This is a genomic window from Actinoplanes sp. TBRC 11911, from assembly GCF_012933445.1.
GTDB lineage: Bacteria > Actinomycetota > Actinomycetes > Mycobacteriales > Micromonosporaceae > Actinoplanes.
The window spans coordinates 1-21,824 of the sequence record NZ_JABBNC010000036.1 but is presented as its reverse complement, the minus strand read 5'-3'; the positions used below and the strand labels follow the sequence as shown (position 1 = coordinate 21,824).

The window sequence follows — 21,824 nt, the reverse complement described above, 5'->3', positions numbered from 1 at the left end:
CCGCGCCCGAAATGCGCAGCTGGGGCGGGGCCCGCCAACGATCAGGCGCGGCGAGGAAGGAAGCCGCGGCGAGGAAGGAACCCGCGGCGCGGCATGAGCGGCGATCAGCCGCGACCCGGGCGACGGCCGTAGAAGCGACGCCCCGACCCCGTCCCGGCGCGCGGCCCGCTGCCGACGCCGGCCAGGTAGAGCGCGATCAGCAAGAATCCGATCGAGGCCATGGTGGGGAAGTTGAACAGGTCCGGGGCGCCCAGGTCGGTGTCGAGCAGGTCGAGCAGGAGCCAGATGCCGAAGACGACCGCGGCGGCGATGGCGAGCATGAGATTCCTCCGGGGGGATACGGGAGCGGTTGCGCTGCTGATACCCCGTTAGCGGAGATCCCGAAACTCCACCGTGGACCACTACCCGAGGGTGTTGACCGCCTTCGCGATGACCAGAGCCGCCGTGGCCAGGGCGATCGCCGACTCCAGCGCCATCGCTGCCTTCGCCCACCGCGACAACGGCATGGTGTCGGTCGGGCTGAACGCCGTCGCATTGGTGAAGGCCACGTACAGGTAGTCCAAAAAGTAGGGCTCCCAGTCCCGCTTCACCATGTCGCCGGACATCGTCATCTGCGGGAACAGGAAGTCGGGGAACGGATCGGTGCCCAGCCCGCGCTCGATCGGCCCGCCCCGGTCGAACTCCCAGAACAGCACCGAGAAGGTCAGGATGTTCATGACGTAGATCCCGGCCCCGGCGCCGAGCAGGTCGGCGGCGTTCGCGGTGTGGTACCCGGTCAGGATGTTGTAGATCAGCATGACCACCGAATAGGCGGTGCCGAGGCCGACCACGCTGATCAGCGCCAGCGCCAGCGCGCGCAGGGCCGGCTTGGCCGTGCGCATCCGCACCGGGTTCGCGGCGATCAGCACCACCCCGATGGCCAGCTCGATGACCGGGAGCAGCCAGCGCGGGCCGACGGTCAGCTCGTCCGGCAGAAACCATTGGATCGCGGCCAGCACGGCGATCGTGATCGACGCCGGCCACCGCTGCTCGGCCTGGGTGCGGCGCCGCCAGGCCGGGCCTTCGGCCGGATCGGTGGCGGTCACCGCGCGAGCTTGAACAGCAGGACCGTCTCCCATTTGTGCATGTCCGGCTCCTCGGCGGGATTGGTCGTCATCACCTCGAGCCGGCACCCCCACACCTCGCCGGTCGGGGTGGGCCGCATGTCCCAGGTCAGGCCCTGGTCGCGGGCCCAGTCGAGGAGCCGCGCGGTCACCGCCATCAGCTCGTCGGGGTGGCCCTTGTGGGTGAGCGTCGCGTACCGGCCGGCGGGCAGCGTGTCGGCGAACAACGGCGGGTTGACCGGGACCGGGCGGGCGACCGGGATGCCGGCCTCGACGACGAGCTCGGCGGACATGTCGATCACCCGGTATCGGAAGAACGGCGCTCCGGCGACCGGGACGCCGTTTTCCGCGAGCCGGCCGAACATCCCGGGCAAATGGTCGGCGACCCGGGCGAAGTCGGTCATCGAGATGGTCTCGCGGCGGCCCACGTACGGCTGCTCGGCCTGCTCCACAATCGTCGGCTGCACGCGGTCAGTCTCACAAACCCGGCGGTCCGACGCACTCCGAAGCGGGACGCAGGCGTGTCTTCAGCAGGGCGGCCGCCCGGGAGCTGTCGAGCAGCACGTTCGCCGGGCGCGGGCCGAGACCGCCCTCGGCGATCGTGCTGACCGGAATCAAACCCGGATCCTGCCCGTACGCCCGAGCGACCATCCGCCCGAACCCGTCCCGGCTCACCGTCTCCGGCCCGGCCACGTTGATCAGCCCCGAATACCCGAGCGCATCGAGTTCCAGCACCGCGGCGGCCAGATCGTGCACCGCGACCGGGCGGCGGAACTCGTCGGAGAACAGCGCGCCGGTCACGCTGCCGTTCAGCAAGCCGAGGGCGAGCTGGATCTGCTTGCTGCGCTCATCCCCGATGATCAGCGAGGTGCGCACGATGGGGGCGGCCGGCATGATCGCGGCGACCGCGGTCTCGGCCGCCGCCTTGGCAGCCCCGTACCGGTGGACCGGGGTCGGCTCGTCGTCGTCGAGATACGGTGCGGGACGGCCCGCGTGCAGCGCGTCGCTGGAGATGTGCACGAGCCGGGCGCCCACCGCGGCGGCCGCCAGTGCCACGTTCGCCGCGCCGTCCGCGCAGACGGTCCACGACGTGTTCCGATACGCCGTGTTGATCACGAGCTGCGGGCGTACGGAAGCAAGCAGTTGATGGGTTGCCGAGCGGTCGGTGACGTCGAGGCGTAACCACCCGCCGGTGCCCGTGGTGGAGGTGCCGGTGACCGGGTGACCGGCCGCCGACGCCTGCGCGGCCAGCTCGGAACCGAGGTAACCGGAGGCGCCGACGACCAGGACGGTCATCAGTTGGAGTGCTCCACGGGCACGACGCCACCGGTGGCCGGCTTGGGCTTCGCGTCCACGCCTGCCTCCAACCGCTGCTGCGCGGTGATCGGGGTCGGCGCGGTGGTCAGCGGGTCGAACCCGCCACGCGTCTTCGGGAACGCGATGACCTCGCGGATCGAGTCGTTGCCGGAGAGCAGCATGCAGGTGCGGTCCCAGCCGAGCGCGATGCCGGCGTGCGGCGGCGGACCGTACTTGAACGCCTCGAGCAGGAAGCCGAACTTGTCCTGCGCCTCGTCCGGCGTGATGCCGAGCAGGTCGAACACCCGGCTCTGCACGTCGGCGCGGTGGATACGGACGCTGCCGCCGCCGATCTCGTTGCCGTTGACGACGATGTCGTACGCGTACGCGAGGGCCTTGTCCGGCGCCTCCTCGAAGCGGTCGAGCCACTCGGCGTTCGGCGAGGTGAAGGGGTGGTGCACCGCCGTCCAGCCGCCGTCGTCGGTCTTCTCGAACATCGGGGCGTCGACCACCCAGCAGAACGCCCAGGCGTCCTCGTCGATCAGGCCGGAACGCTTGGCGATCTCGATGCGGGCGGCGCCGAGCAGCTCCTGAGCCTCGCGTCGCTCGTTAGCCGCGGCGAAGAAGATCGCGTCGCCGGGCTTGGCGCCCACCGCGTCGGCCAATCCGGACAAATGCCCCGATGACAGATTTTTCGCGACCGGTCCCCGAGCTTCGCCGGTCTCCGCGTCCAGGACCACGTAGGCGAGACCCCGGGCGCCGCGAGCCTTAGCCCAGTCCTGCCAGCCGTCGAGCTCCTTGCGGGTCTGCGTCGCGCCGCCCGGCATGACGACGGCGCCGACATAACCACCCGCGGCGATCGCGCCGGCGAAGACACGGAACTCGGTGCCCTGGAAATACTCCGTCAACTCGCGCAGTTCCAGCCCGTACCGCAAATCGGGTTTGTCGGATCCATACCGGTTCATCGCGTCGGTCCACGTGATCCGCGGGATCGGCCGCGGCACCTCGTAGTCGGCCAGCTCGCCCCACAGGCGGGAGACGATCTCCTCGCCGAGCTCGATCACGTCGTCCTGCGTCACGAACGACATCTCGATGTCGAGCTGGGTGAACTCGGGCTGCCGGTCGGCGCGGAAGTCCTCGTCGCGGTAGCAGCGGGCGATCTGGTAATACCGCTCCATGCCGGCGACCATCAGCAGCTGCTTGAACAGCTGCGGGGACTGCGGCAGCGCGTACCACGTGCCGGGCTGCAGGCGGACCGGGACCAGGAAGTCGCGCGCGCCCTCCGGGGTGGACCGGGTCAGCGTCGGCGTCTCGATCTCGTTGAAGTCGCGCGCGTGCAGCACCTCGCGGGCGATCTGGTTGGCCCGGCTGCGCAGCCGCAGCGCCTGAGCCGGGCCGGAACGGCGCAGGTCCAGGTAGCGGTATTTGAGGCGGAGGTCGTCGGACGCGGTGATCGTGTCGTCGATCGGCAGCGGCAGCGGGGCCGCCTCGGACAGCACGGTCAGCTCGGCCGCGACCACCTCGATCGCCCCGGTGGGCAGCTCCGGGTTCTCGTTGCCGTCCGGCCGGGTCGACACCTCGCCGTTGACCAGGACGCAGAACTCGTTACGCAGGGCGTGCGCGTCCTCCTCGCGGAAGACCACCTGCACCACGCCGGAGGCGTCCCGCAGGTCGACGAAGATGACACCGCCGTGGTCGCGCCGGCGGGCCACCCACCCGGCGAGCGTCACCGTCGTGCCGGCGTCGCTCGCGCGCAGGCTCCCGGCGTCATGGGTACGGATCACGGGAATGTCTCCTCACAGATGTCACGGGCGCTCCGACATTCTGTCAGCCGTCAACCCGCGACTTTCCAGGAGGTGGCCCGCATCCCGGCGGTTCCGGTCCGGCCCACCTCGGTGATCTCGACGAGCACCATGCGGGTCGTCGTCTGCACGCAGAGCACGGCGCCTTTCCTCACCTCCACGCTAGCTCCCGGCCCGAGCGGGCTGGTCCGGATCGCCCGCGCGCAGCCGGCCGCGTCGAGATCGGAGTCCGGCACCTGCGCGCCCGCCGTCGCGCCCGGTCCCAGGCTCAGACGCGGCGGCTGGTCCCCGCAGCGGCTGTCGTAGCGCAGATCACTGACCGGCTCGATGGAATTGGCGCGAGGTTCGTCGAGGTCGAGGTTCATCACCGCGGCGCAGCCCACCTGCACCCGCAACGGTTCCCGCGCGTACGCCACGTCGAAGCTCTCCGGACCGCCCGGCGCGACGGGCTGCTTCGCCAGCGCCGCCCGGGCCAGCTCACCGGCCCGCCACGCGAAGAAGATCGCGACCCCGGCCACGTTGAGCGCGAACAGGGTGAGCAGGACCAGCACGAACGGCGTACGGCTGCGTTTGCGGGGTGGGTCGATGCGTTCGGTGGGCTCGTCGATCTCGGTGAGGCGGTTGATCGGGTACTGGTCGCGCGACGGCGTGGAATTGGTGTTCGTGGTCCGGAACACGGACATACGGCGGCTCCGAGGGCTGCGGCGAACCGGGCAACCCAGACCGTAGGTTCCGTCGATCATCCGGACCCATCCCCCGCCAAGGCGACCCCCGGACGGTGCATACCGCCGTACGATTCGTCGATGGCGTCCGAATCCCGCACCCTCGACCGCGTGGACCGCCAGATCCTCCACGCTCTGCAGATCGCCCCGCGGGCGGCGTTCGCCCGGATCGCCACCGTCCTCGGCGTCTCCGAGCAGACCGTCGCCCGCAGGTATCAACGACTGCGCACGTTCGGGGTGCTCCGGGTCCTCGCCCGGCCGAACCAGATCCGGTCCCCCGGCTCCACGTACTGGGCGTTGCGGATCGGCTGCCGGCCGGGCGGCGCGGACCCGCTGGCCGACGCGCTGGCCCGCCGCGGGGACACGTCGTGGATCAGCATCGCGGCCGGCGGCGCCGAGATCATCTGCCAGGTCATGGTGCCGCACGACGACCACACCGGCCTGCTGCACCGGCTGCCCCGGGCGTCCAACGTGCTCACGTTCAGCGCGCACCAGCTGCTGCACCGCTTTCCGGGGCGTGGCGAGACCGACTGGATCGCGACGGGTGACGAGCTGTCGGATGATCAGCGAGCCGCCTTGACTCCCGTCTCGCGGGGCAAGACGGACGCGGCGCTGTTGCCGGGCGACGAGCCGTTGATGGCCGCCCTGGCTCGCGACGGGCGGGCCGGGTGGGCGGCCCTGGCCGAGGCGACCGGGTGGAGTCAGCGTCAGGTCGCGCAGCGGGTGGCGGCGCTGGTCGCGGCCGACGCGATCTACTTTCATCTGGACGTGGCGGACGCCGCGGTGGGGATGGGGTCGGTCACCACGTTGTGGTTCACCGTGGCGCCGTCCGATCTGGCCGCGGCGGGCGCCCGGCTGGCCGATCATTCGGAGGTCGCGTTCGTCGCCGCGGTCACCGGGAGCGCGAACCTGATGGTGTCGACCCGGTGCCGCGACGCCGAAGCTTTTTACCGATATTTGACGACAAAGGTGGCGGAGGTGCCGGGGGTGCACAGTGTGGAGACGGTCCCCCAGCTGCGCCGCGTCAAACAGTCGCTGTTCCTGGTCGAGGACGGCCTGGTCCGCGAGCCGGCGTAATCCCGGTGGGGCCGGCATCGATCGAGTCCGCGTCCGCGCCGGCCGCGCGCTGGTCGGCACCGGCCGCGTCCTGGCCCACATCGGTCGTGTTCTTGTCCGGCCCGGCGTGCCGCACCAGCGCGAACACCGCCACCGCCCCGATCAGCCCCACACCGCCGGCCACCAGGAACCCGGCATCCAGCCCGGCCGCCGCCGCCCCGAGGAAGGCCGGCCCGTGCGCCTGCCCGGCCGCCACCGCCCGCCCGGCCGCCTGATCCCCCAGGACGCTGCCGGCCCGCGACGCGACAACCGTGCCCAGCACGGCCACCCCCACCGCGAATCCCAGCTGCCGCGCGGTGTTCAGCGTCCCGGCGGCCATCCCGCCCCGATCCGCCGGCACCGCGGCCATCCCCGACGACGCCAGCATCGGCATCACCAGCCCCACCCCGAGCCCCACGACCGCGTAACCCGGCACCAGCGCCGGCCATCCCGACCCCGGACCGACCAGCACCGCCCCGAGCAACGACCCCACCCCGATCAACAGCATCCCGGTCCCGATGATCACCCGTGGCGAGCGCCCGTGCAGCCGCCCACCGGCAACCGCCGAGGCGACCAGCGCGATCACCCCCACCGGCAACGCGGTCAGCCCGGCCCGCAACGGCGTCAGCCCGAGCAGCGCCTGCAGCCAGATCGAGGTGTAGACGAGCACCGCGAAGGCGGCGAAGTTCACCAGCAGCGAGGCGATCAGAATCCCCGCGAACGAGCGCCGGCGCAGCAACGAGAGGTCCAGCATCGCGTACGGGGAACGCCTCTCGATTTGCCCGAAGGCCACCAGCGCGACCGCGCTGAGCAGCAACAATCCCCAGGTACGCGGCGACGACCAGCCCACCTCGTTCGCCCGGATCAACGCGCAGGTCAGCGCCGCCGCCGCAACCGTGAAACTCACCGTGCCCGCGATGTCGAACCGCCCGCTCCGGCGCGGCCCGTCCGGCCGCAGCGCCACCTTGCACAGCACCAGCGCGGCCACGCTGACCGGCAGATTCACCAGGAAGATCCAGCGCCAGCCGAGACCGTCGGTGAGCACGCCACCCAGCACCGGCCCGATCGCCGCCGCGGCCCCCGAGACCCCACCCCAGATCCCGTACGCCATCCCCCGCTCCCGCCCCCCGATACGCGGCATTGAGCAGCGTGAACGTGGTCGTGAACATGGCCGCGGCGCCGACACCCTGAACCACCCGCGCGGCGATCAGCAGCCGATCGTCCGGGGCCAGCCCGCAGGCCAGCGAGGACAGCGCGAACACGGTCAACCCGGCCGCGTACAGACGCCGATGACCGGCCGTGTCGGCGACCGCGCCGGCGCCGAGCAGCAGCACGCCGAGCGACAGCGCGTACCCGTCCACGACCCACTGCAGCGACCCGAACGAGGTGTGCAGGTCCTCGGCCATCCGCGGCAGCGCCACGTTCACGATCGTCACGTCGATCAGCAGCATGAAAGTTCCGAGACACACGGCCACGAGTGGCCACCATTTACGCATGGTGACCAGGGTTGCCGCCGCGGTCCTGATCTTCCAGCCGAGTCACTCTCCGGTGGTGCAATCCTCCGCGCGTGCCCCGCCGGCGACGGGATCCGCCGTCACAGCGGCCCCGCGTCACTGAACCAGCCATCGGCGAGCACCGGTACGACCTTGCTCTCGCCCACCTCGGCGGCCACCGCCACGTCGCCCTCGAAGCCCATGTTGCGCAGCTCGCGCCCGCTGACCGAGGCGGCCAGCGCGTCCTTCACCTCGGGTGCCACCCCCCGGTACGCGGACAGCGCGGTCATCGCCTCCGGCGACAGGTCGCTCCCGCCGAGCGCGTCCAGGAACGCCCCCGCTCCCCAGAGGTCCTCCACCGCGGGCCGTAGCGTCCCGTCCGGCCAGTGCTCGCCGGCCGCGACCACGCCGACCGGCCGGTCCCCGGCCCGCTCGCGCACCCAGGCCCCGGCCGCCGCGGCGTTGCGTAAGGACACGCCGACCACGGTGATGCCGTCACCGGCCAGCCGCGCCGAGATGGCCGACCCGTTCGGCGACGGCAGCACCAGCCGGTCGATCTTCGAGTCGCGCAGGTTGGAGTCGCGGATGCTGGCCGGCGACAGGGTGATCTGCCCGGGGCCGGTCTTGGACCGGAACACCGCCAGCGCCGCCCCGTGCCGGCGGGCGAAGTCGACCGCCGAGTCGTCGCGCCAGCGGTAGGGCAGAACGCTGAGCCCCTGCTCGATCGCGACGGTCAGCGTGGTGGTGAAGGACAGCACGTCCACCACGGCGACGAACGCCGCGCCGGGCGACACCGCGTCGGCACCGAGCGGCCCCCAGTCGAATCGCACCCGATATCCGCCCTGCCCGTCGCCGATGCTCATCGCCGCTCCGATCAGAAGTACGTGTGCAGGATGTCGACCACGCGGCGGTCCTCGTCGACCACCGGGATGTCGCGCCACTTGTCGAACGCCGTACAGGGATGGGAAATCCCGAACCGCACGAGATCGCCGGGAGTGAGCATAACGTCACCTGTGGACAGATACGTGTGGTGGTCATTGAGCTTTGTCACTGTGACGCCGGTGGCCGCCGACTCCGAGCCGTCCACCCGGCGGATCGTCAGCGCCACCGGCAGGCCCTCGTCGACCGGGGCGTCCCGCTTGCCCATCCCGGCGATCGCGAGGCCCGGTTCGGGCACCGACTGCACCTGCGCCCACACCTCCAGCGCCGCCGCGAGCGGACCCTCGGCCGGCACCCGCAGGAACGGCGTCCGCTCCCGGTAGTAGCCGTCGTCGTGGGTGACCGACGCGCCGCTGCGCAGCACCACCCGGGCCGCCTCGGGCAGCGCCTTCAGCCGGTCCACCACCCGGTCGAACCATGCGCTGCCGCCCGCCGAGACCAGCGGGCTCTCGCCGAGCAAATTCTTGCGTTGCAGCCGCTTCACCCCGGCCACCAGCAGATCCAGGAAGTCGTCCACCTCCTGCTGGGTCTGCAATTGACCCTCGTACGCGGTGACGCCCGCCAGCCGTACGCCGGGCGCCGCCTCGGCCGCTCGCGCCACCGCCTCCAGCTCGTCGAGGGTGCGCACCCCGGTCCGTCCCTTGTCGTGCCCGAGCTCGACCAGCACCCGCACCGGACCGCCGGACGCCCACGCCGCCTGCACACCGGCGATCGAGTCGACCTGGAACCACACCTGCCAGCCGGCTTCACCCTCCTGAGCCAGCCACCGCAGCGCCGTACTGTCGAGCACCTCGTTGGCGATCAGCACCCGCTCGACGCCCAGCCTGCGCAGCACCAGCGCCTGGTTCGGGGTGGCCACGGTCATCCCCCAGGCGCCCGCCTCGAACTGGGCGGCCAGCAGGCCCGGCGCCATCGTCGTCTTGGCGTGCGGGGCGAAGTCGAGCCCGTGCCGGCGCGTGTACTCCGCCATCGTCGCGATGTTCTTCTCGGCCGCGTCGCGCCGCAGCACCATCAGCGGCCAGGTGAACCCGCCGTCGAACAGGCTGGGTCGCGCCGCCGCGTAATCCCCGGCCGACATTTCCTCGCCGGGCAGCCAGAATCCCTTGCTGCGCCAGTCCACCCGCGTCTGCGGTACGTCCACCAGACCTCCTCGTGCCGCCGTTCGAAGCCCATCAAAGGTGCCCGGGATCGTCAACGATTCCGATCACCCACCGGAAAAAGTACTCATGATGTCCGCATGACTTGGGACTTGCTGTTCGCCGGTGGTTCTCCGTCCGACGTGGCCGTCACCGGTGGCCGGATCGCCGCGGTCGGCCCCTCGCTCCCCCGTTCCGCGCGCACCGTGGTCGACGTCGCCGGGTTGCTGATCACGCCCGGGCTCATCGATCTGCACACGCACGTCGGGCCCGGGTATTGGGGCATCGAACCGGACCCGATCGCCTGGCACACCGGGGTCACCACCTGGGTGGACGCGGGCTCCGCCGGGGCGTACACGGTGGCGGGTCTGCGCCGGGTCGCGGCCGCCGCGCGGGTCCGGGTGCCCGCCCTGCTCAACATCTCGGCGATCGGGCTGGCCGGCCGCACCGGGGAGAACCGTGACCTGGCGAACTGCGACGTCGCGCTGGCGATCGACACGATCCAGGCGTACCGGGAGATGATCTTCGGGGTCAAGGTGCGCATCGACCACGAGGCGGTCGGCGGCAACGGGGTGGAGCCGCTGCGGCGGGCGATCGCGGCGGCGTCGGCCTGCGAGGTGCCCGTCATGGTCCACATCGGCGCCGCGCCGCCCGCCGTCGACGAGGTGCTGGAGCTGCTGCGTCCCGGCGACATCGTGACGCACTGCGCCAGCGGGCTGGCCCGGCCGCTGGGGCCCGCGGCGCTGGCGGCGGCCGGCCGGGGCGTGCTGTTCGACCTGGGGCACGGCGCCGGCGGGTTCTCCTTCGAGGTGCTCGAACGTCAGCTCGACGCCGGCCTGCGCCCGTACACGATCTCCACCGATCTGCACGCCCGCTCGGTGTTCGGCCCGGTCTTCGACCTGCCCACCACGATGGCGAAGCTGCTGGCGGTGGGCGTGCCGCTGGACGAGGTGCTGGCCGCGGTGACCACGCATCCGGCGCGGGCGCTGGGCCTGCCGGGCGGGTCGCTGTCGGTGGGCGCGCCGGCCGACCTGGCGATTTTTTCGGTACGCGACGAGCCCCTGGACGTGGTCGACGCCCATCTCGCCGTGCGCCGTTCACCCCGGCGCCTGGTCAACGAGGCGACCTACGTGGCGGGGCGGCTTCTGCCGGCTCGGTTACCGGCGCCGCCGCCGCCGTGGATTCCGCTCACCGCCGGGCAGCGCGCGGCCCTCCGGCAGCGGGATCATGAGTTCCGTACCCTGCTGTCCGCACCCCTGGTGGGCGTGGACGGCCTGGCCGAACAGTTTCCGAGGAGTTCCTGATGCCCAAGCGCGCCATCGTCACCGACCAAGCTCCGCGCGGCGGCCCGTATTCGCACGCGGTCGTCGCCGGCGACACCATCTACCTGGCCGGTTGCGTGCCGGCGCGGCCGGACGGCACCCGCGTCACCGGCAGCTTCGCCGAACAGGCCCACGCGGCCTTCACCAACCTGGCCACCTGTGCCGCGGCCGCCGGCTCCAGCCTCGACCAGGCCGTACGCGTCGGCGTGTACCTGCGCGACTGGGCCGACTTCGCCGAGCTGAACGAGATCTACCAGGAGTACATCAAGGGCCCCGACCTGCCGGTGCGCACCACGCTCCCGGTCGCGCTGGAGGGCATCGACATCGAGGTGGACGCGGTCCTCTACACCGGCGCCTGACGGGTCCCCTTCCCCGGTGTGGGGACCCGCGCCGCCCCGAGCGTCCGGAGTCCCCACACCGCACACGCCACGCCGAGGTGTGACGACCTACGACACCCCCAGCGTGCGGGATCCCCACACCACCAGCCGTAGCCCGCAGGTGTGGGGAGGCACGACGCCCCCAACGCTCGAAACCCCCACACCACCGGCCGCAGCCCGCAGGTGTGGGGAGGCACGACGCCCCCAACGCTCGAAACCCCCACACCACCGGCCGCAGCCCGCAGGTGTGGGGAGCCAGGGCGCCCGGAGCGTGCGTGATCCCCACACCGCGAGTGGCGGGTCGAGGTGTGGGGATCAAGGGACGCGGTGGGTGGTGGCGATGCCTGCCGCGGTCAGGCGGCTACCGCGATGGGGACGCCGTGCGGGTCGGTGAGAGCCAGCCGGGTGTGCAGGTTGCCCTGCTGGGCGACGCGGGCGAAGTACTCCGAGCGGCGCCGCTGGAGGCAGCCGTTGCGGGTGCGGGCGCCGGCCGCGGCCGGGGGCAGCAGTTCCGGGGCGAGCGAGCTGTTCAGGCCCTCGCGCAGCAGCTGCAGTGCCTCGGTCCGCAGCTGCGAGATCCGCGACTCGGTGACGCCCAGCCGGGCGGCCACGTCGCTGAGCGGCTGCTCCTGCAGGAACGACTCGATCACCACCATGCGCAGCCGCTCGGGCAGCGCCTGGATGGCCTGATGCAGGTAGCCGAGCCGCTCGCGCTTGAGCAGCAGGTCCTCGGGGCCCTCGGAGGTCTCCGGAACCATCTCCTCGGCCGCCCCGGTCGGGAAGCCCTGCAGGCTCAGCAGCGCCGCCTTCTGCACGTCGTCCTCGACGGTGGCGAGCTCCGCGATGCCGATCCCGAGCAGTTCGGCCACCTCGGCGTCGCTGGGGGTCCGGCCGAGGGCCGCGGTCAGTTCCTGGCGGGCGGCGGCGGTGCGGCGGGCCCGGGCGCGTACCGACCGGCTGGCCCAGTCCTGCCCGCGCAACTCGTCGAGCAGGGCGCCCCGGATGCGGACGGCGGCGAAGCGGTGAAAGGGGATGCCTCGGGTGACGTCGAAGGATCGCGCGGCGCCGAGCAGCGCGGCGAACCCGGCCGAGGAGAGGTCATCTGAATGGACATGGCCGGGCACTCGGTTGAGCAGTTCCCGGACCAGATGGCCAACCATCGGCATGTGTTCGCGGACCAGGTCCTCGATATCACGCGCGGACGGCGCGTCGTGGATGATGCCGATGGTGGCGGGGAGTTCGGTCGTGGTGGTCACGTGGTCCTCCTCGCTCGTACGACCGGTTCGGTGAAACCGGCTGACGAGGAGAACTTTTGCCGTCGAAAGGTGCAGCGACGGCCGAACTCGGTTGCTTTTGCGGAGCTTTTTGCGAGAAAACCTCAGGTTTAGTGGAAGGCGGCGGCGCGGCGCGGTTGTAACACACCGGTGAGCTCCGCGTGCACCCAATGCATCCGGCGGACCGCGACGTCCGGGTGATCCCCGAACTCGGTCGCCACGCCGGCCGCGCACCCGTCGCTGCCGTGCCGCAGGATGGTGGCGGTGATCGCCTGCTCGACGCGCTGCCGGGTCGGGCTCTCGGATGGCTGGACGTCGGAGACGAACAGGGCCTCCGCCGCCAGGTCCCGGACGATGCTGATCATGGTCGAACTCCCCCGATGTACGACTGCTTGGCACGCTCCCGGAGCTAATGCCCGCTTAGCGGTGTTTCAGACCCGCGAATCCGCCAAGCGATGCCTGCTCTTCAATGTTCCCCGCGTAGGGACCCATCACCACATCTTCCCTGCGTGGGGGCCGTCACCCGGCAGCCACGCCGAGCGGGTTCGGCATTAGCCGGGCGAATGACCGCTTCCACCCTAACGCCGCGATCGGCCGCCCGGCTTGCGCTTTTTGCCGGGCGGCCGATCAGGAGCCGTTAGTTCGATGAACTGAGATTCGGCGGAGCGCCGCCCCCGCCCGGATTCGTGTCGTCGCCGCCTGGCTCGGAGCCGTCGACGGGTTCCTCGGAGCATTCCCCGGCGTCCACGTCACACCTCGTGCCGCCGCCGTTCGGGGACGACGGGGTTTCAACCGGGGTGGTCGGCTCGGTCGTAGTCGGTTGGGTTGTCGGCTCGGAGGAGTCTTGGTCCGGGGGAGGAGGCGGAGGAATCTTTGTCGTTGGCGTGGTCGATGGGCCGCCGGTTAGGGTCGGGGTTGGTCCGGCCGTGGTCGGTGTCGGCTTGATGTCGACCACGCCGTCTGGGCCGACCGAGATCCCCGGGAGCGGGTTGTTCGCCGACGGGGGCTGGCCCAGCCGCGTCGTTCCGTCCGACAAATGCTCGACCTGGCGGGACGGCTCGCCCGGCTTGGACGACACGAACGTCTCGCAGGTCTGCCGGTTCAGCGAGAAGGCCAGCGGTGCCGCGTTGCTCGCCGTATAGCGCCCGGTAAGCGGCAGCGTCACCGCCTTCTGCGGGTTCAGCGGGGTGGCCGAGGAGACCGTGACCTGGGTGCTGTCCTGCTTCAGGGCGACCTTGCCGTTGCCGGAGACGACCTGGTCGCCGGGCATGATGAACCAGAGCGTCCAGTCCTTGACCGGCGTGTCCGCCCGGTTGGCGAGGGTGACCTCGGCCTTGAACTTGCCGCCGTCGTCCGACCAGACCGCGTAGCTGACCACGCAATGACCGGTGGGCGGCACCACGCTCGGCTGCGGACCGGCCGCGGCGGCCGGTGTGTTGTTGCCCGTGTCGCTGGCGAGGCTCCACCCGTACATGCCGAGCGCCAGCGCCACCACCGCACCCGCCACGACCAGGATCCGCCGGGTCTTGCCGTGCACGCCGCGGCCCCCGGGCCGGGAGGATCCCGGGCCGTCGTCGCGCGACGGCGGCCCCGAGGCCGGGGCCTGGCCGCCGATCGCCGGCCGCAGCGCACTGCTCGGCGGCGGCGGCATGACCGGCCCGGACTTGAGCGCCGCGAAACCGCTGTTCCGCACCGGTGCCGCGGCCCCCTCGGACGCGGCCGCGGACTCGCCCGAGCCATCCGAGCCATTCCCGCCGCCCGAGCCGGGCCCGCTACCCGATCCGGATCCGCCGCCCGAACCGGCTGCGCCACCCGAACCGGCTGCGCCACCCGAGCCGGGTGCGCCGCCCGAACCAGCGCCGCTACCGGATGCGGCAGCCGCGGCTGCTGCCGCCGCTGCCGCCGGTGCGATCGGCGGCGCCGCGGGCGAGACCGGTGGCCCCGAGAACGGCGGCGCGACCGACGGCGAACCCGGCGCGGCCCACACGTCCGGATAGGACCGTGGGCCCGGCAGGATGTGCGTGTCCTCGGCGCTGCCCGACCAGTCCGGGACATATCCCCGGGCGACCGGCGGCGCACCGGCCGAGATGCCGGCCAGCACGTGCGCGAGCTCGGCGCTGGACGGCCGGTCCGCCGGACGCTTCTCCAGACAGCGGCCGACCAGCGCGGAGATCGCCGGCGGCAGGCCGTCGACCTGCGGCAACGGGTCGGGCTCGACGTACTGGTGGGCGCGCAGCAACGCGGTGGTGGTGCCGACGTCCCACGGCAGCTGGCCGATCAGCGTGCGGTAGATCAGCAGACCCACCGCGTACACGTCGGTGGCCGGGCTGACCTGGCCGCCCTCGAGGCGCTCGGGAGCCAGATAGGCCGGGGTGCCGAGCAGGCTGCCGTCGGGGTCGATGTCGTTCTCGCCGATCAGGGCCGAGATGCCGAAGTCGACCACCTTGGCGCCGGTCTGGGTGAGCATGACGTTCGCCGGGGTGACGTCCCGGTGCACGATGCCGCGCGCGTGCGCGGCGGCGAGCGCCGCGGCCACGTCGGCCGTTATCCGCGCGGCGTGCTGCCACGGCAGCTTGCGCACGCGGGCCAGAACGGCGGCGAGCGACTCGCCGTCGATCAGCTCCATCACGACATAGGGAACCGGCTCACCGTCGACGGTGGTCGCCTCGCCATAGTCGTACACATTTGTAATGTTTGGATGGCTGAGTCGTGCCGCGGCCTGCGCCTCGGCCCTCAGCCGCCGCCGGAACGACGGGTCGGCACTGGTCGACGGCGGCAACACCTTGACCGCGACCTGGCGTCCGAGGACCTCGTCGAACCCTCGCCACACCACTGACATACCGCCGGCGCCGAGCCGCTCGACCAGCCGATAACGGCCGGCCAGCAGACTCGAACCGGGGAGGTCCGACGTGCTCATGTGCCCCCACATGCGCGCTTCGAAGAATCATCGGGTCGCACCGCCATGCCACCCGACGCCGGGGCGAGACCGGCCCGCCACGTGGACCGAGCTTGCCCCATCGACGGCAGGGATGTTAGCGGATGATCGGCTGGTATCAAGCGCGCTCACATGGCCGTCTACCTGGGACTCGTCACGGTCAGTTGGCATCGGGACGCACTTTCGCGGCTCGCGCGCAAGGCACCGGAAAGTCGGATCCACGACTGAGCGTCACGACCAAATGCCGGAATTAGTCCTAAATGCCCACTAGGCCAGGCGGGGCAACGCGAGATCTTTTCATCGTCCTGTAAAGACCGATACACCCGACGTTGCCAAGACGTGACGGAACGGGTTTGCCAATGGCGATCTTCAATGTCCGAAGTATTACTGGCCGTATGGCAATTGTTGAAGTGTTGACCAGTGCAATACCACCTGATCGGACGACGCCGATAGCTGATCATCTCATTCGATGTGCCAAATTTTCGCGCCCGCGTGTCAGGTGAGCACGGACGGTGTACCGCTGAGCAGATCCCGGGCCGGGGCGGCGATCGCGCCGGGCGCCTTGGCCAGCGCACCGACCGGCATCTCGCCGGCCGTGGCACCCATCGAGGCGAGCAGCGACATCATCGGCGCCAGCTTCTCGAAGAGCACCAGCACCACGTCACCGGGCCGGGCCAGACGCACGGCCGTGGTCACCGCGTCCCGGTAGCCGTCCGCGCGGACCGCGCGCAGCTGCGACCGGCGGGCCCGCATCTCGCGTTCCACCAGAGTGGACACCTCGCCGCGGGACCGGCCGCGCGGGTCCTCGTCCTCGTACAGCACGACCCGGGTGACGCCGTCGGCCACCACCTGGGCACACGCGGCCAGCTGATCGTCGCGGCGGTCGCCGGGCAGGGTCACCGCCGCCACGCACCGGCCCGCTCCCCAGAGCCGGTGCAGGGTCCGTAGGGTCGCCGCCAGCGCCGCCGGGTTGTGCGCGTAGTCGACAAATACCGAAATATCGTTTAAGCGCAGCAGAGTGCCCCGCCCAGGATTGTCCACGGCGGGGTCGAACTCGGACAGACGTCGGACGACCGTCTCCTGCCCGGCTCCGAGAGCACGCGCGGCGGCACAGGCGGCGAGCACATCGGCCACGACATGGGGTGCCGCTCCCCCGTACGCCCCGGGCACCTCCGCCAACCGCACCAACGGCGTCCGCCGCGCCCCGGTGGCCTGCGTGAGCCACCCGTCCTCCAGCACGTACGCTGTCCCGCCCCCGGCCAGGTGCCGCTCCACCACCGGCTGCCGCGGATCGAGCCCGAACCAGACCACCCGCTTGCGGTCGGCCCGCACCCGGGGCCGTTCGACGAGACTGCGCACCCACGGGTCGTCGGCGTTCAGCACGAGCGTCCCGCCGTCCCGTACCCGCTCGGCCACCAGCGCCTTCACGTGCGCGAGATCGTCGATGGTGGCCAGCCCGTCCTGCCCCAGGTGATCCGCGGTGATGTTGGTGATCACGCCGACGTCGGTCCAGTCGTAGCCCAGCCCCCGCCGCACCAGCCCGCCCCGGGCCGTCTCGAGCACGGCCGCCTCCACCGCCGGGTCGCCGAGCACCATCTGCGCCGACAGCGGCCCGGTCGCGTCCGCGCGGAACACGGTGCGGCCGTCGATGCGTACGTCGTCGGTGGTGGTGAGACCGACCCGCCGCCCGCCGCCGGACAGCAGATGAGCGGTCAACCGAGCCACCGTGGTCTTGCCGTTCGTGCCGGTCACCGCGGCCGTCGGGATCCGCCCGTCGGAGCCGCCCGGGAACATCGCCCGCACGATCGCGTCGCCCACGTCGCGCGAGCGCCCCCGCACCGGCGCCAGGTGCATGCGCAGCCCCGGCACCGCGTTCACCTCGATCACGCCGCCCGGCACGTCCTCGTCCGACGGCAGCACGGACGGCGGCGGTACCGGCGCGGCGATGTCCGGCAGCCGCAGGTCGATGCCCGCGATGTCGAGCCCGAGCAGGTCCGCGACCCGCAAGCACAACCGGGTCACGTCCGGATGCAGGCGGTCGGTGACGTCGTACGCCGTACCGCCGGTGGAAAGGTTTGCGGTTTGGGCGAGCCAGACCTCGTCTCCGGCGGCCGGCACGCAGTCCAGCGTGCGGCCCTGCGCGGCCAGCAACGGCTCGTCCGGCGTGATCCGGGTCAGCACCCGCGAATGCCCGGTGCCGCGCCGCGGATCGGCGTTGGTGCGCTCGATCAGCTCGGCGACCGTGGCCTCCCCGTCGCCGACCACGTGCGCGGCGATCCGCTCGGCGGCCGCCACCACCTCGCCGGCGACCACCAGCACCCGATAGTCGCGTCCGCCGAGCTGGCGTTCCACCACGACGTCGCCGCCGGCCGCGTGGAACGCGCGCTCCACCTCGTCCGCTGTACGCAGTTCCATCCGCACGTGCTCGCCCTGCCGGCCCCGGCGCGGCTTGACGACCACCGGGCCGCCGAGCGACGCCAGCAGCGCGACCGCGGCCTGCACCGTGCGGGCCACGCCGCCGTCCGCGATCGGCACCCCGGCGTCGGCGAGCAGCCGCCGGGTGACCTCCTTGTCGCAGGACACGTCGATGCCGAGGCCGCTGGTGCGGTCGGTCATCGCGGCCCAGGCCAGGCGCCGGCGGGTGCCCCAGCCGAGGCGTACCAGGCTGAGATCGCCGAGCCGCTCGACCGGGATGCCGCGCCGTCGGGCGGCCGCGATGATCGCCTGGGTGCTCGGCCCGGTCGCCTCCCGTTCGGCGAGCGTGGTCAGGCTTTTGAGCCGATCGCCGAGGTCCGCCGGGACGGCACCGGACTCGATCTCGGTGACCAGCGCTACCGCCATCCGCAGCAGCTCGGCGGGCACGGCCGAGTCGGCGGGCTCGTCCACCGGGCATTCCAGGATGAGGTCGTAGCAGCCCGGCTCCCCGGTCGAGACGGTCCGGCCGAAGCTGACGTCGCGCCCGACGAGCTGGGAGAGTTCCAGGCAGACGTGCTCGGTGACGTGCCCGAAGTAGGTGCCGCCGCGCAGCCGGCTGACGAAGCCCCCGGGCGCCCCCGCGGCGCAATGATGCTCGGCCAGGCCGGGCACCGTGCGCAGCAGCCGCTCGGCGAAGCCGGTGACGTCGGACGTCTCCCGGCCGGTCAGTTCCTCGAGGCGCACGCGGCAGACCACGGCCGGACGGGAAAGGTACACGTTCGGACCGCGCAGGCGGCGCACAGACTCGATCTTCATGCGACAGCTCTCCGTTGAGCGCGTCGACGCCGGGGCCGGCGGGATGACTCATCGTGAAGACTAATCGGAATAAAACCGAAACATCCGGCTAATCGCCTGGTTCGGCGGGGAGTAGATGGGTAACCTCCGCCGGTCCGCGCGCCAGCGCCACCGCCTTCTCCTCGGCCTGCTCGTCGCTGCCGGTCAGCCGGCCCTGGTGCTGCCGCAGGTGCTCCTCCCACGTCGGGATTTGATAGATTTCGGTGAATTTATCGGGTTGCTCCCCGTCGCGGAACAGCCCCCACCGGCTCGCCCCGGTCCGCAGCCGCGTGCCGCGCACGGTCTCCATCGCCGCGACGAACGCGTCCACATTCGGCTCGTCGACCCGGTAGACGGCAGTGACCAGCACCGGGCCTTCGTCCAGGTGCGGCTGCAGCATGATGTGCGGCTCGGCCCAGAAGATCGCCGGGCTGCGGTCGGCGCCGTCCTGCTCGTAGACCGGTAACAGCCGGACCGTCGCGGTGCCGGCGAGCATCAGCGCCGCCGCCGTCAGGAACGTCGTGCGCAGACTGGTCGCCTCGGTGACCTGGCCCCAGATCAGCGCGCCCACGGCCTGCGACCCGGCGAAGACCACCTGATAGATGCCGAAGCCGCGGGCGCGTACCCAGTTCGGCAAAAACAGCTGCAGCGTCGCGTTCATCCGCGACACCAGCGTCATCCAGGCCAGACCCGCGGCGACCAACGCGACGATCACGGCGGCCGTCGACGACACCACCGCGACCACGATCAACGCGGCACCGTAGATCAGGCCCGCGATGACGATCAACTTGCCCGGCGAGAGACCCCGGCGGATACGCGGCATCAGCAACGCCCCGATGATCGCGCCGACACCGAGGGCGGCCAGCAGAATGCCGTATCCGCTCGCCCCCAGACCCAGCTCCTGATGCGCGACCAGCGGCAGCAGGCCCCAGACCACACTGCCCGGCAGCACGAAAAGCACGACCCGGGCGAGCAGGCGGGTGACCACCGGCGAATACCGCACGTAGTGCTCACCGGCGTGCACCGCCGGGCCGAAGCGTTCCGGGTGTGACGGGCCGGTTTTTCGCGGCCGCCGCCACCGCAGCAGGGCCACGGCGAACACCGCGTACGAGAGGGCATTGAGACCGAACACCGCCGCCGAACCGACCTGCGCCACGATCAACCCGGCCACCGCCGGACCGGCCGAACGCGCCAGATTCGTGTTCACCGCACCCAGCGCCGACGCCGCCGGCAACTCGTCGCGCGCCACCACCTCCGGGATCACCGCCTGCCACGTCGGCAGGGTCAACGCCTGACCGACGCCCAGCAGGAACGTGAAGAACAACAGCAACCCCGGCGGCATCAGATCCAGCCAGGTCAGCACCGCCAGCGCCGCCCCCGTCGCGAACAGCCCGACCTGCACGCCGAGCAGCAGCAACCGCCGATCCAGTTCGTCGGCCAGCGCCCCCGACGGCAGCGCGAGCAGCAGCACCGGCGTCATCGTGGCCACCTGCACCAGGCTCACCCAGGTGGCCGCGTCCGGCTCGCGCACCACCAGCCACTGCGCCCCGACCGTCTGCATCCAGGTGCCGACGTTGCTGGCCAGCACCGCGATCCACAACGAACGGAAGATCCGGTTACGCAGCGGGCTCATCGACGCCGCGTACCCGGTCCGGGCCGCGGCAGCACCTGCCGGAATTCGCCGACGTCGTGCCCGTGCGTGCAGCGCAGGCCCGCGTGCACCTCCGCGCCGCAGTCACGATGCACGAACTGCAGCGGCGGCCCTTCCGGGTCGGCCAGATACCGGTTACCCCAGTCGGCGACAGCGATCATCACCGGATACAGGTCGAACCCCTTCTCGGTCAGCCGATACTCGTGCCGGACCCGCGCGCCCGGCTGCTGATACGGCACGCGTCGCAGCACACCATGCCCCACCAGCGAGTGCAGCCGATTCGTCAGCACCTGCCGCGGAATCCCGGTCCGCACCCGCATGTCATCGAAGCGCCGCACCCCGTTGAACACCTCACGCAGCACCACCACGGTCCACTTCTCCCCCAGGATCTCCATGGCCCGCCCGATCGTGCAGTTCTCGATCGACCACTCCAGCGCGGCAGCTGTGGAATCCATGACAGGAGGCTAAGTCTCCTTGACAGACGCAGCAACCCACCCGGACCCTGCCTCTATGACCCAGACCCAGCCCGACGAGCGCACCAAAGCGCCAGCCGACGAGGCGCCCCAGCGCACCAAGGGGCCAGCCGAGGAGACCGCCCAGCGCACCGAGGCGACGCTCCAGCGGGCCGACGAGACGCTCCAGCGCACCCGCACGTTCAGCTGGACGGACCCGGCGCAACAGGCCGCGGCGATCGGCACCCTCAGCGGCCTGGACCTCCTGCAGGCCATGAGCCGCGGCGACGTACCCCCGCCTCCCGTGATCAACATGCTCGGCGCCGGCGCCCTGACCGCGTCGGAGGGCTCGGTCACCATCGAACTGGACCCCCAGGAGTTCCACTACAACCCCTTGGGCACGGTCCACGGCGGCGTGATCGCCACCCTCCTGGACACCGCCGCCGCCTGCTCGGTCCACAGCACCCTGCCACCCGGCACCGGCTACACAAGCCTCGACCTGAACGTCAAGTTCCTCCGCCCGGTCACCCTCTCCTCAGGCCACCTGACCTGCACCGGCACGGTCTTGCAGCGGGGCCGGCGCACCGCCCTGGCCGAGGCCCGCCTGACCGACGCCCAGGGCAAACTGACGGCCCACGCAACATCGACCTGCCTGCTCTTCGACCTCCCTTAACCCCTTCCCCCGATACGGCGAGCGAAGAGTCCCCTAGGTCTTACGGCCACTCTGACCGCCACACCAGGCCATACCCGGCTCCCGGCCCTTGCCCAATCCCGCACAGAACCACACTCCTCCGCCCCCGCACCCGCCCGCACCCGCTTGACCGCCCGCACCACCCGCACCACCCACACCGCCGCACCGCCTGCACTACCCGCACTGCCCACACCGCCGCACTGCCCACACCGCCGCACTGCCCACACCGCCGCACCGCCCACACCGCCGCACCGCCCACACCGCCGCACCGCCCACACCGCCGCACC

General features: G+C 71.6%; 19 protein-coding genes and 1 pseudogene. 4 read left to right on the top strand and 16 right to left on the bottom strand.

Annotation, left to right across the window (positions count from 1 at the left end):
- Positions 1-104: 104 nt before the first annotated feature.
- From HH310_RS34575 to HH310_RS34550, 6 genes are all read right to left on the bottom strand, one after another.
- Positions 105-320 (bottom strand): hypothetical protein, encoded by a 216-nt coding sequence (locus HH310_RS34575; RefSeq protein WP_169179944.1) that lies wholly within the window; start codon positions 318-320, stop codon positions 105-107.
- 81 nt (positions 321-401) lie between these two features.
- Positions 402-1,085 carry a hypothetical protein gene (locus HH310_RS34570; protein WP_169179943.1) on the bottom strand — a complete coding sequence of 228 codons (684 nt, stop codon included), beginning with the start codon at positions 1,083-1,085 and terminating at the stop codon, positions 402-404.
- On the bottom strand, positions 1,082-1,570 hold the full coding sequence (locus HH310_RS34565; protein WP_169179942.1) for a GyrI-like domain-containing protein: 489 nt from the start codon (positions 1,568-1,570) through the stop codon (positions 1,082-1,084). Before HH310_RS34565 ends, HH310_RS34570 begins: the two co-directional genes overlap by 4 nt.
- Before the next feature lie 10 nt (positions 1,571-1,580).
- Complete coding sequence (locus HH310_RS34560; protein WP_169179941.1) at positions 1,581-2,399, bottom strand: sugar nucleotide-binding protein; 819 nt, start codon at positions 2,397-2,399, stop codon at positions 1,581-1,583.
- Positions 2,399-4,183, bottom strand: coding sequence for an aspartate--tRNA ligase (gene aspS / locus HH310_RS34555; protein ID WP_169179940.1), 1,785 nt, complete (start codon positions 4,181-4,183; stop codon positions 2,399-2,401). Before aspS ends, HH310_RS34560 begins: the two co-directional genes overlap by 1 nt.
- A 50-nt stretch (positions 4,184-4,233) precedes the next feature.
- Positions 4,234-4,884, bottom strand: a complete 651-nt coding sequence (locus tag HH310_RS34550) for a hypothetical protein (RefSeq protein WP_169179939.1) — start codon at positions 4,882-4,884, stop codon at positions 4,234-4,236.
- Between the two features lie 120 nt (positions 4,885-5,004).
- Between HH310_RS34550 and HH310_RS34545 the strand changes: the two genes are divergently transcribed.
- Positions 5,005-6,000 (top strand): Lrp/AsnC family transcriptional regulator, encoded by a 996-nt coding sequence (locus tag HH310_RS34545; RefSeq protein ID WP_169179938.1) that lies wholly within the window; start codon positions 5,005-5,007, stop codon positions 5,998-6,000.
- Here HH310_RS34545 and HH310_RS34540 read toward each other — a convergent pair.
- The 4 genes and pseudogenes from HH310_RS34540 to HH310_RS34530 all read right to left on the bottom strand — a co-directional run bounded on the left by HH310_RS34540 (position 5,948) and on the right by HH310_RS34530 (position 9,591).
- The gene (locus tag HH310_RS34540; RefSeq protein WP_282438610.1) at positions 5,948-7,129 is read right to left on the bottom strand and encodes an MFS transporter; all 1,182 of its coding nucleotides are present in this window, start codon (positions 7,127-7,129) and stop codon (positions 5,948-5,950) included. The two genes, HH310_RS34545 and HH310_RS34540, sit on opposite strands and share 53 nt — an antisense overlap.
- Positions 7,130-7,211: 82 nt before the next feature.
- Positions 7,212-7,469, bottom strand: a pseudogene (locus HH310_RS45055) (MFS transporter); the annotation flags it as partial.
- A gap of 143 nt (positions 7,470-7,612) precedes the next feature.
- Positions 7,613-8,374: a 2-phosphosulfolactate phosphatase gene (locus HH310_RS34535; protein WP_169179937.1), complete on the bottom strand. Its 762-nt coding sequence runs from the start codon at positions 8,372-8,374 to the stop codon at positions 7,613-7,615.
- A gap of 11 nt (positions 8,375-8,385) precedes the next feature.
- Positions 8,386-9,591: an alanine racemase gene (locus HH310_RS34530; protein ID WP_312034519.1), complete on the bottom strand. Its 1,206-nt coding sequence runs from the start codon at positions 9,589-9,591 to the stop codon at positions 8,386-8,388.
- Positions 9,592-9,687: 96 nt separating this feature from the next.
- Here HH310_RS34530 and HH310_RS34525 point away from each other — a divergent pair, with 96 nt between their 5' ends.
- Both HH310_RS34525 and HH310_RS34520 read left to right on the top strand, forming a co-directional pair.
- The gene (locus tag HH310_RS34525) at positions 9,688-10,890 is read left to right on the top strand and encodes an amidohydrolase/deacetylase family metallohydrolase (protein WP_169179936.1); all 1,203 of its coding nucleotides are present in this window, start codon (positions 9,688-9,690) and stop codon (positions 10,888-10,890) included.
- The gene (locus tag HH310_RS34520) at positions 10,890-11,267 is read left to right on the top strand and encodes a RidA family protein (RefSeq protein ID WP_169179935.1); all 378 of its coding nucleotides are present in this window, start codon (positions 10,890-10,892) and stop codon (positions 11,265-11,267) included. The genes HH310_RS34525 and HH310_RS34520 overlap by 1 nt, the downstream gene beginning before the upstream one ends.
- 371 nt (positions 11,268-11,638) lie before the next feature.
- Here the strand turns inward: HH310_RS34520 and HH310_RS34515 are convergent, their stop codons facing one another.
- The 6 genes from HH310_RS34515 to HH310_RS34490 all read right to left on the bottom strand — a co-directional run bounded on the left by HH310_RS34515 (position 11,639) and on the right by HH310_RS34490 (position 20,849).
- Positions 11,639-12,541: a sigma-70 family RNA polymerase sigma factor gene (locus HH310_RS34515; protein ID WP_169179934.1), complete on the bottom strand. Its 903-nt coding sequence runs from the start codon at positions 12,539-12,541 to the stop codon at positions 11,639-11,641.
- Between the two features lie 128 nt (positions 12,542-12,669).
- A complete protein-coding gene (locus HH310_RS34510; RefSeq protein WP_169179933.1) occupies positions 12,670-12,924 on the bottom strand; it encodes a hypothetical protein in 255 nt (84 codons plus the stop codon).
- Between the two features lie 272 nt (positions 12,925-13,196).
- Positions 13,197-15,476: a serine/threonine-protein kinase gene (locus HH310_RS45925; protein WP_169179932.1), complete on the bottom strand. Its 2,280-nt coding sequence runs from the start codon at positions 15,474-15,476 to the stop codon at positions 13,197-13,199.
- A gap of 513 nt (positions 15,477-15,989) precedes the next feature.
- Entirely contained in the window at positions 15,990-18,725 is a 2,736-nt protein-coding gene (gene cphA, locus HH310_RS34500; protein WP_169179931.1) for a cyanophycin synthetase, read from the bottom strand.
- 88 nt (positions 18,726-18,813) lie between these two features.
- The gene (locus HH310_RS34495) at positions 18,814-20,376 is read right to left on the bottom strand and encodes an MFS transporter (RefSeq protein ID WP_169179930.1); all 1,563 of its coding nucleotides are present in this window, start codon (positions 20,374-20,376) and stop codon (positions 18,814-18,816) included.
- A complete protein-coding gene (locus HH310_RS34490) occupies positions 20,373-20,849 on the bottom strand; it encodes a helix-turn-helix domain-containing protein (protein ID WP_169179929.1) in 477 nt (158 codons plus the stop codon). The genes HH310_RS34495 and HH310_RS34490 overlap by 4 nt, the downstream gene beginning before the upstream one ends.
- Before the next feature lie 55 nt (positions 20,850-20,904).
- Here HH310_RS34490 and HH310_RS34485 point away from each other — a divergent pair, with 55 nt between their 5' ends.
- The gene (locus tag HH310_RS34485) at positions 20,905-21,519 is read left to right on the top strand and encodes a PaaI family thioesterase (RefSeq protein ID WP_169179928.1); all 615 of its coding nucleotides are present in this window, start codon (positions 20,905-20,907) and stop codon (positions 21,517-21,519) included.
- Positions 21,520-21,824: the final 305 nt, after the last annotated feature.

Bases quoted from the DNA above. Each gene is read 5' to 3' on its own strand.
- HH310_RS34575 (WP_169179944.1), bottom strand. From the start codon at position 320: ATGCTCGCCATCGCCGCCGCGGTCGTCTTCGGCATCTGGCTCCTGCTC.
- HH310_RS34560 (WP_169179941.1), bottom strand. From the start codon at position 2,399: ATGACCGTCCTGGTCGTCGGCGCCTCCGGTTACCTCGGTTCCGAGCTG.
- HH310_RS34550 (WP_169179939.1), bottom strand. From the start codon at position 4,884: ATGTCCGTGTTCCGGACCACGAACACCAATTCCACGCCGTCGCGCGAC.
- HH310_RS34545 (WP_169179938.1), top strand. From the start codon at position 5,005: ATGGCGTCCGAATCCCGCACCCTCGACCGCGTGGACCGCCAGATCCTC.
- HH310_RS34540 (WP_282438610.1), bottom strand. From the start codon at position 7,129: ATGGCGTACGGGATCTGGGGTGGGGTCTCGGGGGCCGCGGCGGCGATC.
- HH310_RS34535 (WP_169179937.1), bottom strand. From the start codon at position 8,374: ATGAGCATCGGCGACGGGCAGGGCGGATATCGGGTGCGATTCGACTGG.
- HH310_RS34525 (WP_169179936.1), top strand. From the start codon at position 9,688: ATGACTTGGGACTTGCTGTTCGCCGGTGGTTCTCCGTCCGACGTGGCC.
- HH310_RS34520 (WP_169179935.1), top strand. From the start codon at position 10,890: ATGCCCAAGCGCGCCATCGTCACCGACCAAGCTCCGCGCGGCGGCCCG.
- HH310_RS34510 (WP_169179933.1), bottom strand. From the start codon at position 12,924: ATGATCAGCATCGTCCGGGACCTGGCGGCGGAGGCCCTGTTCGTCTCC.
- HH310_RS45925 (WP_169179932.1), bottom strand. From the start codon at position 15,476: ATGAGCACGTCGGACCTCCCCGGTTCGAGTCTGCTGGCCGGCCGTTAT.
- cphA (WP_169179931.1), bottom strand. From the start codon at position 18,725: ATGAAGATCGAGTCTGTGCGCCGCCTGCGCGGTCCGAACGTGTACCTT.
- HH310_RS34495 (WP_169179930.1), bottom strand. From the start codon at position 20,376: ATGAGCCCGCTGCGTAACCGGATCTTCCGTTCGTTGTGGATCGCGGTG.
- HH310_RS34490 (WP_169179929.1), bottom strand. From the start codon at position 20,849: ATGGATTCCACAGCTGCCGCGCTGGAGTGGTCGATCGAGAACTGCACG.
- HH310_RS34485 (WP_169179928.1), top strand. From the start codon at position 20,905: ATGACCCAGACCCAGCCCGACGAGCGCACCAAAGCGCCAGCCGACGAG.